This is a genomic window from Streptomyces davaonensis JCM 4913, assembly GCF_000349325.1.
Taxonomy (GTDB): Bacteria; Actinomycetota; Actinomycetes; order Streptomycetales; family Streptomycetaceae; genus Streptomyces; species Streptomyces davaonensis.
In genome coordinates this window covers 3,567,907-3,579,658 of the sequence record NC_020504.1, presented here as the reverse complement: position 1 = coordinate 3,579,658, position 11,752 = coordinate 3,567,907, and the positions used below count along the sequence as shown (strand labels likewise).

The window sequence follows — 11,752 nt, the reverse complement described above, 5'->3', positions numbered from 1 at the left end:
GGCAGGCGGGAATCGTGAGGATCTTCGGCAAGGGACGGCACCGGCCCTCCGCCTCCTGGCGGCAGGCCACCGACCGCGCGTTCACGCTGATCGGCGACGGCCGGTACGAGGACGCGGGCGCGCTGCTGACACGTGCCGCCGATCTGGAGCCGTGGCTGTCCGAGTCCTGGTTCAACCTCGCCCTGCTGCACAAGTTCCGGCACGACTGGGAGCAGGCGCGGGCGGCGGGCCTCAGGGCCGTGGCGCTGCTCGACCGGGAGACCGGGGCGCCCGACTGGTGGAACGTCGGCATCGCGGCCACCGCCCTCCAGGACTGGCCGCTGGCCCGGCGGGCCTGGCAGGCCTACGGGCTGCGGGTGCCGGGCGGCGCCACCGACTCCGGGGAGCCGGTCGGCATGGAGCTCGGCAGCGCGGCCGTACGGCTGTCCCCGGAGGGGGAGGCCGAGGTGGTGTGGGGGCGGCGGCTCGATCCCGCGCGGATCGAGGTGCTGTCCATTCCGCTGCCGTCGTCCGGGCGGCGCTGGGGCGAGGTCGTGCTGCACGACGGGGTCCCGCACGGCGAGCGGACCACCGCGGCGGGGCACGCGTACCCGGTCTTCGACGAGATCGAGCTGTGGGCGCCCTCGCCGGTGCCGACCTGGGTGGTGCTGCTGGAGGCGGCGACCGAGGCGGACCGGGACGCTCTGGAGCAGCTCGCGGCGGACGCGGGTTTCGCGGCGGAGGACTGGTCCTCCTCGGTGCGGTTGCTGTGCCGGACGTGTTCCGAGTCCCGGATGCCGTCCGATGAGGGTGACGGGGAGCATCTGGACCCCCACGACCACAGTGAGCCGGGGCATCCCGGGCCGCTCGGGCATCGGACGGACGGGCAGTTGTGGGTGCCGGAGCGCGAGTGCGGGGTGGCGGCGCCTGCTTCGCTGGTGCGCGGGCTGCTGGACGGGTGGGTCGCGGACAGCCCGGACTCCCGGGACTGGCGCGATCTTGAAGAGGTCTGCTGAAACCTCGCCGTACCCTGTATCAGCACCGAATCCCAGTTTTCAGGAAGGCATACGTCGGTCATGGCGCAGCAGGACACCGATCAGCAGCACGCGGGCGTGCTCCCCGTGGACGACGAGGGCTTCGTCATCGACACCGAGGAGACCGAGGAGCGCGAGAACGCCTGGCGTGAGCGGGGGACCTCGCGGCCGATCACCGTGGTCGGCAACCCGGTGCTCCACAAGGAGTGCAAGGACGTCACCGACTTCGGCCCGGAGCTGGACCAGCTGGTCGCGGACATGTTCACCAGCCAGCGCACCGCCGAGGGCGTGGGCCTGGCCGCGAACCAGATCGGCGTCGACCTGAAGGTCTTCGTCTACGACTGCCAGGACGACCAGGGCGAGCGGCACGTCGGCGTCGTCTGCAACCCCAAGCTCGTCGACCTGCCCGCCGAGAAGCGCCGGCTGGACGACAGCAACGAGGGCTGCCTGTCGGTGCCGACCGCGTACGCGCCGCTGGCCCGGCCCGACTACGCCGAGGTCACCGGCCAGGACGAGAAGGGCAACCCGATCAAGGTCCGTGGCACCGGCTACTTCGCGCGCTGTTTGCAGCACGAGACCGATCACCTGTACGGCTACCTCTACATCGACCGGCTCTCCAAGCGGGAACGCAAGGATGCGCTGCGGCAGATGGCCGAGAACGAGCCTCGCTACCCGGTGGTCGCAAACGACTGACTTCCCTCAAGCCCCATACGTACGACGCCTGTTCAAGAACCCCTTCTTGACCAGGCGTTGTTCGTCTGTGCGTCGTATGTTCGAGCCGGTGTGCGCTTCTACTGATCCATATTCAGTCACACAAGGGGAGATTCTCGGCACTGTGGGGTAGTGAATGGAGCAAATCCGTTCCCAGAACGGTCAGTTGTAGTGCTGAATGGGAAGTGCGGGGATACGCAACGGCGCACGCCCGGCACGGCGGGAGGGGTGTGCGCAACTGGCGGCTGAGAGGGGTTTGTTCGTGCATGCTTTCTCACACAGCACCACATCGACGCCGACTGCGGTCGCGGTCCCACCATCGCTGAGTCTCCCGGTGATCGAGGCGGCGTTTCCCAGGCAACTCCATCCGTATTGGCCTCGCCTTCAGGAGAAGACGCGCACCTGGCTGCTGGAAAAACGGCTCATGCCGGCGGACAAGGTGGAGGAATATGCCGATGGCCTTTGCTATACCGACCTCATGGCGGGGTACTACATTGGCGCCCCCGACGAGGTACTCCAGGCGATTGCGGACTACAGCGCGTGGTTCTTCGTCTGGGACGACCGGCACGACCGTGACATCGTGCACCGCCGCCCGTCCGCCTGGCGGCGGTTGAGGTTCCGTTTGCACGCGGCCCTCGCCTCTCCCGAGGACCACCTGCACCACGAGGATCCGCTGGTGGCCGGGTTCGCGGAGAGCATGACCCGGCTGTACTCGTTCCTGCCACCGAGTTGGAACGCCAGGTTCGCCCGGCACTTCCACGCGGTGATCGAGGCCTACGACCGGGAATTCCACAACCGCACCAACGGTGTCATCCCCACCGTCGAGGAATACCTCGCCCTGCGCCGGCTCACCTTCGCGCACTGGATCTGGACCGATCTGCTGGAGCCGAGCGCCGGATGTGAACTCCCGGACTCGGTGCGGAAACACCCGGCATATCGGAAGGCGGCATTGCTGAGCCAGGAATTCGCCGCCTGGTACAACGATCTCTGCTCGCTGCCCAAGGAAATAGCGGGCGACGAAGTGCACAATCTCGGAATCAGTCTCATCAAGCATGAGGGGCTGACTCTCGAAGAATCGGTGGCAGAAGTAAGGCGACGCGTCACGGAATGCATATCCGAATTCCTGGTCGCCGAACGGGAAGCCCTTCGGTTCGCCGACGATCTGACCGACGGCACCCTGCGGGGAAAGGAATTGAGTGCCGCCGTACGGGCCTGTGTCTGCAATATGCGGAACTGGTTCAGCACCGTCTACTGGTTCCACCACGAGTCCGGCCGGTACATGGTCGACAGCTGGGACGACCGGTCCACGCCCCCGTACGTCAACAACGAAGCGGCAGGTGAGAAATGACCGTCGAGTCTGTGAAGCCGGAAACGCAGATATATGCGGAATCCGAGCTGCGCGAGCCGCCCGTGGCGGGCGGTGGCGTCCCGCTGCTCGGGCACGGCTGGAAGCTGGTGCGCGATCCGCTCTCCTTCATGGCCGCCCTGCGCGAGCACGGCGACGTGGTCCGGCTGAAGCTCGGACCGAAGACGGTGTACGCGGTCACCGCGCCGGACCTCACCGGCGCGCTGGCCCTGTCCACCGACTTCAAGATCGACGGACCGCTCTGGGAGTCCCTCGAAGCCCTGCTCGGCAAGGAGGGCGTGGCCACCGCGAACGGCCCCCGGCACCGGCGTCAGCGACGCACCATCCAGCCCGCGTTCCGGCTCGACGCGATCCCCGCGTACGGGCCGATCATGGAGGAGGAGGCGCACGCGCTGACCGTGCGCTGGCGGCCCGGTGAGACGGTCGACTGCACCTCGGAGTCGTTCCGGGTGGCCGTCCGGATCGCCGCCCGCTGTCTGCTGCGTGGCGATTTCATGGACGAGCGCGCCGAGCGGTTGTGCGTCGCACTCGCCACCGTGTTCCGTGGTATGTACCGCAGGATGGTGATTCCGGCCGGACCGCTCTACCGGCTGCCGCTTCCGCCCAACCGCAAATTCAACCGGGCCCTGGCCGATTTGCATGCGCTGGTCGACGAGATCGTCGCCGAGCGGCGGGCATCTGGTCAAAGGCCGGACGATTTGCTGACGGCATTGCTGGAGGCGAAGGACGAGAATGGAGAGCCGATCGGGGAACAGGAGATCCACGACCAGGTGGTCGCGATACTCACCCCGGGAAGCGAAACCGTGGCGTCCACGATCATGTGGCTGCTGCAAGTGCTCACGGAACATCCGGAGCACGCCGACCGGGTGGCCGCGGAGGTCGAATCCGTCACCGGTGGCCGGCCCGTCGCATTCGAGGACGTGCGGAAGCTCCGGCACACCAACAATGTCGTCGTGGAGGCCATGCGTTTGCGCCCGGCCGTCTGGATTTTGACGCGCCGGGCGGTGACCGACACCGAGCTGGGCGGCTATCGCATTCCGGCAGGCGCTGACATCGTGTACAGCCCGTATGCGATCCAGCGCGACCCGAAGTCGTACGCCGACAACCTCCGGTTCGATCCCGACCGCTGGCTTCCGGAACGGGTGAAGGAGGTGCCGAAATACGCGATGAACCCCTTCAGCGTGGGCAACCGCAAGTGCCCGAGCGACCACTTCTCCATGGCCCAACTGACGCTGATCACCGCGGCGTTGGCCACGAAGTACCGGTTCGAGCAGGTGTCCGGATCCAACGACGCCACCCGGGTGGGCATCACGCTCCGTCCGCACGACCTGCGGCTCAGGCCGGTGTCCCGGTGACGGCTCAGGCCGCCTCCGGGCCCCGGAAGGCACGCCGGTAGGCGTTCGGGGTGATCCCCAGCGCACGTACGAACTGGTGGCGCAGGGCGGCTGCGGTACCGAACCCGGTTCGGCCCGCGACCGCGTCCACCGTGTCGTCCGTCGTCTCCAGCAACTGCTGGGCCAGCAGTACCCGTTGGCGCAGGATCCAGCGGTACGGCGTGGTGCCGGTCTCCTGCTGGAAGCGGCGGGCGAAGGTGCGCGGGGACATGTGCGCGAGCTCGGCGAGCTGCTCGACGGTGACCTCCTCGTCGAGATGGCGCTCCATCCAGGTCAGCACGTCGCCGACCGTGTCGCACTGGGAGCGGGGCAGCGGGCGGTCGATGTACTGCGCCTGACCCCCGTCCCGGTGCGGGGGCACGACCATGCGCCGGGCGATGGCGTTGGCGACGTCCGTGCCCTGCTCCTTGCGCACCAGGTGCAGACAGGCGTCGATCCCGGCGGCGGTGCCCGCCGAGGTGATCACCGGGTCCTCGTCCACGTACAGCACATCCGGCTCGACGACCGCGCGCGGGAAGCGCCTGGCCAGCTCCTCGGCCTGCTTCCAGTGCACCGCGCAGCGCCGCCCGTCGAGCAGTCCCGCGGCGCCGAGCACGAAGACGCCGGAACAGACGCTGAGCACCCGGGCCCCGCGGTCGACGGCCCGCACCAGGGCGTCCAGCAGCGCGGGCGGATAGTCCCGGCCGATGTAGTCGCTGCCCGCCGGCACCGCGATCAGATCGGCCTCGTCGAGCCGGTCCAGGCCGTACGGCGTGGACACCGTGAACCCGGGGACGTGGGTGGCGAGGGACGGGCCCTCCGCCGAGACGACCGCGAAGTCGTACACCGGAAGTCCCTCGTCACTGCGATCCAGCCCGAAGACCTCGCAGACGACCCCGAGTTCGAAGGGGTGCGCACCGTCGAGCAGGGCGAGAGCCACGTTCTTCAGCATGGAGCCCAGTGTGCCACGGTTATGGCAGTAATTCGATGCTGTACGGCAGTCCTGCCACTGTCAGGAGTGTTCTCGCCGTACGACCATTACTGCATGGACGCACTCCTCGGAACCCTGACCGTGACCGTTCTCTTCCTCCTCCTCGCGGCCCCGGCGCTCATGGGCCTCGCCCACGAGCGCCGGATCGACCGCCAACTGCGGGCGGCCCGCCCGACTCAGAAGTCCTCGTCGAGGTCGACCGTGCCCTCCACCGCGACCTGGTACGCCGAAGGGCGCCGCTCGAAGAAGTTGGTGAGCTCCTGAACCCCTTGCAGCTCCATGAAGGAGAAGGGGTTCTCCGAGCCGTACACCGGGGCGAAGCCGAGCCGGCTCAGCCGCTGGTCGGCGACGCACTCCAGGTACTGCCGCATCGAGTCGGTGTTCATGCCCGGCAGGCCGTCACCGCACAGGTCGCGCGCGAACTGGAGCTCGGCCTCGACGGCCTCCCGCAGCATGTCGGTGACCTGCTGCTGGAGTCGGTCGTCGAAGAGCTCCGGCTCCTCCTTGCGGACCGTGTCCACGACGTCGAAGGCGAAGCTCATGTGCATCGTCTCGTCGCGGAACACCCAGTTGGTGCCGGTCGCGAGGCCGTGCAGCAGACCCCGGCTGCGGAACCAGTAGACGTACGCGAAGGCGCCGTAGAAGAACAGGCCCTCGATGCACGCGGCGAAGCAGATCAGGTTGAGCAGGAAGCGGCGGCGGTCCGCCTGGGACTCCAGGCGGTCCAGCTTCTCGACCTCGTTGATCCACTTGAAGCAGAACCCGGCCTTCTCGCGGATGGACGGGATGTTCTCGACGGCGTCGAAGGCCGCCGCCCTGTCCTCCGGGTCGGGCAGATAGGTGTCCAGCAGCGTCAGATAGAACTGGACGTGCACGGCCTCCTCGAAGAGCTGGCGGGACAGGTACAGCCGCGCCTCGGGGGAGTTGATGTGCTTGTACAGCGTCAGCACCAGGTTGTTCGCGACGATCGAGTCGCCGGTCGCGAAGAAGGCGACCAGTCGGCCGATGAGGTGCTGCTCGGCGGGCGTCAGCTTGGCGAGATCGGCGACGTCCGAGTGGAGGTCGACCTCCTCCACGGTCCAGGTGTTCTTGATGGCGTCCCGGTAGCGCTCGTAGAAGTCGGGGTAGCGCATGGGGCGCAGAGTCAGCTCGAAGCCCGGGTCGAGCAGGTTCTTGTGGTCGCTGGACATTACTGGCAGGCCTCGCAGGACTCGGGGTTTTCCAGGGAGCAGGCGACGGCGTCCGCGGACTGCTGGACGGGGAGCGTCGCCTGTGCGGCGCGGGCGATGCGGGTCGCCGGGCGCGAACGCAGGTAGTACGTCGTCTTCAGCCCGGACTTCCAGGCGTAGGCGTACATCGAGGAGAGCTTGCCGATGGTCGGCGTCTCCAGGAACAGGTTCAGCGACTGGGACTGGTCCAGGAACGGCGTCCGGGCGGCGGCCATGTCGATCAGGCCGCGCTGCGGGATCTCCCACGCCGTGCGGTAGAGCCGCCGTACGTCCTCCGGGATCCAGACGAAGTCCTGCACCGAGCCGTTCGCCTCGCGCAGCGCCTCACGGGTGCGGGCGTCCCAGACGCCCAGCTCCTTGAGGTCGTTCACCAGGTAGGAGTTGACCTGGAGGAACTCACCGGACAGCGTCTCGCGCTTGAACAGGTTGGACACCTGCGGCTCGATGCACTCGTAGACGCCCGCGATCGAGGCGATGGTCGCGGTCGGCGCGATCGCCAGCAGCAGCGAGTTGCGCATCCCGGTCCCGGCGATACGGCTGCGCAGCGCCGCCCACCGCTCGGGCCAGGTGAGTTCGGCGTCGTAGTGGTCGGGGTGCAGGACGCCCTGGGCGGTACGGGTCTTCTCCCAGGCCGGGAGCGGGCCGTTGCGCTCGGCGAGGTCGGCGGAGGCCTCGTAGGCGGCGAGCATGATGCGCTCGGCGATCCGGGTGGAGAGCGCCTTGGCCTCGGGGGAGTCGAACGGCAGCCGCAGCTGGAAGAAGACGTCCTGGAGACCCATCGCGCCCAGGCCCACGGGCCGCCACTTGGCGTTCGAGCGGCCCGCCTGCTCGGTCGGGTAGAAGTTGATGTCGACGACCCGGTCCAGGAAGGTGACGGCGGTACGGACGGTGGCGTCGAGCCGCTCCCAGTCGATGTCGCCGTTGGCCACGAAGGCACCCAGGTTCACCGACCCCAGGTTGCAGACCGCCGTCTCCCCGTCGTCGGTGACCTCCAGGATCTCCGTGCAGAGGTTGGAGGAGTGGACGACATGGCCCGGCAGGGCCGTCTGGTTGGCGGTGCGGTTGGCGGCGTCCTTGAAGGTCATCCAGCCGTTGCCGGTCTGCGCCAGGGTGCGCATCATCCGGCCGTACAGATCACGGGCGGCGATGGTCTTGCGCGCGAGCCCCGCGTCCTCGGCCCTGCGATACGCGGCGTCGAACTCCTCGCCCCACAGGTCGACCAGCTCGGGCACGTCGGCGGGGGAGAACAGGGACCACTGGGCGTCCTCGTTCACGCGGCGCATGAACTCGTCCGGGATCCAGTGCGCGAGGTTCAGGTTGTGCGTCCGGCGGGCGTCCTCACCGGTGTTGTCCCGCAGCTCCAGGAACTCCTCGATGTCGGAGTGCCAGGTCTCCAGGTAGACCGCTGCCGCGCCCTTGCGGCGCCCGCCCTGGTTCACGGCGGCGACGGAGGCGTCGAGCGTCTTCAGGAACGGGACGATGCCGTTGGAGTGCCCGTTGGTGCCGCGGATCAGTGAACCCCGGGAGCGGATCCGGGAGTAGGAAAGACCGATGCCGCCGGCGTGCTTGGAGAGCCGGGCGACCTGGTGGTAGCGGTCGTAGATGGAGTCCAGCTCGTCCATCGGGGAGTCGAGGAGGTAGCAGGACGACATCTGGGGGTGCCGGGTGCCGGAGTTGAAGAGCGTGGGCGAGGAGGGGAGGTAGTCGAGGCGGCTCATGAGCCCGTAGAGCGCGGCGACTTCGTTCAGTGCGCGAGTGGTGTCGTCCTCGGCGAGACCGGCGGCGACGCGGAGCATGAAGTGCTGGGGCGTCTCGACGACCTTGCGGGTGATGGGGTGCCGAAGCAGGTACCGGCTGTGCAGGGTGCGCAGCCCGAAGTACCCGAACCGGTCGTCGGCACCGGAGTCGACGAGCGCGTCGAGGCGCTCGGCGTGGATCCGCACGAACTCGGCGGTCCGGTCGGCGATGAGCCCCTCCCGGTGCCCGACCGCGACGGACTCGGTGAAGGAGACGACACCCTGCGAGGCGGCCTCGGCGGCGATGGAGATCGTCAGCAGCCGGGCGGCCAGCCTGCTGTAGGCGGGGTCCTCGGAGATGAGCCCGGCAGCGGCCTCGGTGGCCAGCTCGCGCAGTTCGGCCTCGTCGGCCCGCGAGGACCGGCCGCGCAGCGCGGCGGCGGCGACCCGGCCGGGGTCGGCGTCGGGGAGGTCGGCGGTCAGCTCGGTCAGGGTCCGCAGCAGCGCGGTACCGGGACCGTCGGTCTCCACCGGGGCGGCTGAAGCCGGGTCGGCTGGCGCGATGGTCACGTGGGGGCTCTCCCTCGCTCGGCACGGGGCCTTGCGGAGGGCAGGAGGCAGGTCACGGCGCACACGGCGTCGCGTCCACCGGCCCACTCCACGAGGCCCGGACGTCAGGCACCCGGACCGGACGGCCGGGCACACTGTCGGCAGGTCCTCGGACTGACGCTCATACATGCCGGAACACGCATAAGTACACCGTTGCGGGACAGTTCCGGATTCACACCGGATTCCCCTGCGACGACAGCGAGCATGAGCATACATCTTGTGCCGGGCTGCGGTGACACCCCCAGATGTTGTGTCGCGATGGCTTCAGAGCGTCAACTCGTAGGTGAGGAGAGTGAACTCGGGGTGCTCCGGGATGGGGTTCCAGTCGCGCTCGGGGACGCGGGTGAAGCCCAGGCGTTCGTAGATGCGGTGGGCGGTGCGCATCAGGGGCTGAGTGGACAGGACGATGCCGGTGCGATCGCCTGCGGCCCTCGCGCGGTCGACGCAGGCTCGTACGAGGGCCTCTCCGACGCCCCTGCCGCGGGCCGCGTGGGCGACGGCGAGCATCCGGATCTCCGCCTCTCCGGAGCGCGCGAGGTCGGCCATCGGGCCGGGGGAGGGGACGAAGGTGACACCGCCGAGGAGCCGGTCCTGCTCCACGGCGACCAGAACGTCCGCGGCGGCGGCTCTCTTCGCCACGTTCTTCAGTTCGCCGAGGTACCAGTCGGCCTCGCCGAAGGTCAGGAGGCCGTCCTGGAGGTAGGCATGGGCCGTGATCTCGCCCAGTTCGGCGTATTCGGTGGGAAGTACCTCGCGGATCAGGAAGTCCATGGACGTGAGTGTGTACGACAGCGGGCCGCCGTAGCATCTGCTATTCGGCGGCCCGCTGAGCACTCCCCTCAGTGAGTGGGAGTCAGTTCCTTCTGTACGCCCGGGTCGCCCGCGTCCGCGGTGTAGTCCTCGGGGCTTGTCTCGTCGACGCCGTCCGGGGCCTTCGCGGCGCGCAGGACGAAGGTCAGGACCACCGTCACCGCGAGGTTCAGCACGAAGGCCGTCAGACCGATGTAGCCGATCTCCCCGATGCCGGGGATCTCCTTGGACGAGCCGCCGAAGTGCTTCTGCGTCGGCGAGGCCACGCCGTACGCCGCCACCGTGCCGTAGATCATGCCGACCGCCCAGCCGGCCAGCAGGGCCCAGCGGTGGAACCAGCGGGTGAAGAGGCCGCCGACCAGGGCCGGGAAGGTCTGGAGGATCCAGATGCCGCCCAGGAGCTGGAAGTTGATGGCGACCGTCTTGTCCATGGTCAGGACGAAGACCAGCGCGCCCACCTTCACCAGCAGGGACACCAGCTTGGAGATCTTCGTCTCCTGCGCCGGAGTCGCGTCCGGCTTGATGAAGTCCTTGTAGATGTTGCGGGTGAAGAGGTTCGCCGCCGCGATCGACATGATCGCCGCCGGCACCAGCGCGCCGATGCCGATCGCCGCGAACGCCACGCCCGCGAACCAGTCCGGGAACATGTTCTCGAACAGCTGCGGGATCGCCAACTGCCCGTTCTCGACCTTCACTCCGGCCGCGATCGCCATGAAGCCGAGCAGCGCGAGCAGACCGAGCATCAGCGAGTACAGCGGCAGGATCGTGGTGTTGCGGCGGATCACGTCACGGCTCTTCGACGACAGTGTCGCCGTGATGGAGTGCGGGTACATGAACAGCGCCAGCGCCGAGCCCAACGCCAGCGTGGCGTACGTCCATTGGCCGGCCTCGGCGGGGACCAGGCCGCCCGCCCCGGTGGTGGTGAACTTGTCGTTCGCCGCGGCGAAGATCTCGTCGAACCCGCCCAGCTTGATCGGGATGTAGATGATCGCCACCGCGATCACCAGGTAGATCAGCGTGTCCTTGACGAACGCGATCAGTGCGGGGGCCCGCAGGCCGGAGGAGTACGTGTACGCCGCCAGCACACCGAACGCGATCAGCAGCGGCAGGTCCTTGATGAACCAGTTCGTGCTCTCCCCGCCACCGACGCCCATCACGTCCAGCACCGCCTGGATGCCGACGAGTTGGAGCGCGATGTACGGCATGGTCGCGAGGATGCCGGTCACCGCCACGGCCAGCGAAAGGCTCTTGGAGCCGAACCGGCCGCGCACGAAGTCCGAGGTCGTCACGTACCCGTGCTTGTGGGACACCGACCACAGGCGGGGCAGGAAGGTGAAGATCAGCGGGTAGACGAGGATCGTGTACGGCACCGCGAAGAAGCCCGCCGCGCCGGCCGCGTAGATCGCCGCCGGGACCGCCACGAACGTGTAGGCCGTATACAGGTCGCCGCCGAGCAGGAACCAGGTGATCCAGGTGCCGAACGACCGTCCGCCCAGGCCCCACTCGTCGAGGCTGTGCTCGTTCTCGGCCCTGCGCCAGCGCGCGGCCAGGAAGCCCATGACCGTGACGGCCAGGAAGAAGAAGATGAAGACGGCGAGTGCCACGCCGTTCACGCCGTCGTTCATTCGGCCGCACCGCCCTTCGCGGCGGCGCGGGCGCGCTGGTCACGCTGCCACAGCTGGTACGCGACCATCGTCAGCACGGTCGAGATCAGCACCCACGCCATCTGGTACCAGTAGAAGAACGGGATGCCGATGAAGGCCGGGTCGGCCTTCGCGTACGAACCCACCCACAACATCGCCACGAAGGGCGCGAACAGACAGAGAGCGATGACGACGCGCACAGGCGTCACCACCGGCTCTCTGCTCACTTCTGGGCCTTGCGACATCAGACGGCACCGTCCCCTCACTGATC

Annotated in this window: 10 protein-coding genes and 1 riboswitch; of the genes, 4 read left to right on the top strand and 6 right to left on the bottom strand. The window is 68.3% G+C overall.

Going from position 1 to position 11,752, the window contains the following annotated elements:
* The first annotated feature begins 14 nt into the window (after nt 1-14).
* The 4 genes from BN159_RS15445 (at nt 15) to BN159_RS15430 (ending at nt 4,445) form a co-directional block, all read left to right on the top strand.
* A complete protein-coding gene (locus BN159_RS15445; protein ID WP_015657916.1) occupies nt 15-995 on the top strand; it encodes a tetratricopeptide repeat protein in 981 nt (326 codons plus the stop codon).
* A 60-nt stretch (nt 996-1,055) separates the two neighbouring features.
* A complete protein-coding gene (gene def, locus BN159_RS15440; protein WP_015657915.1) occupies nt 1,056-1,706 on the top strand; it encodes a peptide deformylase in 651 nt (216 codons plus the stop codon).
* Between the two features lie 280 nt (nt 1,707-1,986).
* Nucleotides 1,987-3,072 (top strand): epi-isozizaene synthase, encoded by a 1,086-nt coding sequence (gene cyc1, locus BN159_RS15435; RefSeq protein ID WP_086016524.1) that lies wholly within the window; start codon nt 1,987-1,989, stop codon nt 3,070-3,072.
* Entirely contained in the window at nt 3,069-4,445 is a 1,377-nt protein-coding gene (locus BN159_RS15430) for a bifunctional albaflavenone monooxygenase/terpene synthase (protein WP_015657913.1), read from the top strand. Before cyc1 ends, BN159_RS15430 begins: the two co-directional genes overlap by 4 nt.
* A gap of 4 nt (nt 4,446-4,449) precedes the next feature.
* Here BN159_RS15430 and BN159_RS15425 read toward each other — a convergent pair whose 3' ends face one another.
* The 6 genes from BN159_RS15425 to BN159_RS15400 all read right to left on the bottom strand — a co-directional run bounded on the left by BN159_RS15425 (nt 4,450) and on the right by BN159_RS15400 (nt 11,726).
* A complete protein-coding gene (locus BN159_RS15425) occupies nt 4,450-5,415 on the bottom strand; it encodes a GlxA family transcriptional regulator (RefSeq protein ID WP_015657912.1) in 966 nt (321 codons plus the stop codon).
* A 215-nt stretch (nt 5,416-5,630) separates the two neighbouring features.
* Nucleotides 5,631-6,644 (bottom strand): ribonucleotide-diphosphate reductase subunit beta, encoded by a 1,014-nt coding sequence (locus tag BN159_RS15420; protein ID WP_015657910.1) that lies wholly within the window; start codon nt 6,642-6,644, stop codon nt 5,631-5,633.
* The gene (locus tag BN159_RS15415) at nt 6,644-8,989 is read right to left on the bottom strand and encodes a ribonucleoside-diphosphate reductase subunit alpha (protein WP_015657909.1); all 2,346 of its coding nucleotides are present in this window, start codon (nt 8,987-8,989) and stop codon (nt 6,644-6,646) included. Before BN159_RS15415 ends, BN159_RS15420 begins: the two co-directional genes overlap by 1 nt.
* 122 nt (nt 8,990-9,111) lie before the next feature.
* Nucleotides 9,112-9,240, bottom strand: a riboswitch (cobalamin riboswitch).
* Nucleotides 9,241-9,292: 52 nt separating this feature from the next.
* Nucleotides 9,293-9,799, bottom strand: coding sequence for a GNAT family N-acetyltransferase (locus BN159_RS15410; RefSeq protein ID WP_015657908.1), 507 nt, complete (start codon nt 9,797-9,799; stop codon nt 9,293-9,295).
* 68 nt (nt 9,800-9,867) lie between these two features.
* On the bottom strand, nt 9,868-11,463 hold the full coding sequence (mctP, locus tag BN159_RS15405; protein WP_015657907.1) for a monocarboxylate uptake permease MctP: 1,596 nt from the start codon (nt 11,461-11,463) through the stop codon (nt 9,868-9,870).
* Nucleotides 11,460-11,726 carry a DUF3311 domain-containing protein gene (locus BN159_RS15400; RefSeq protein ID WP_078598806.1) on the bottom strand — a complete coding sequence of 89 codons (267 nt, stop codon included), beginning with the start codon at nt 11,724-11,726 and terminating at the stop codon, nt 11,460-11,462. The genes mctP and BN159_RS15400 overlap by 4 nt, the downstream gene beginning before the upstream one ends.
* Nucleotides 11,727-11,752 lie beyond the last annotated feature (26 nt).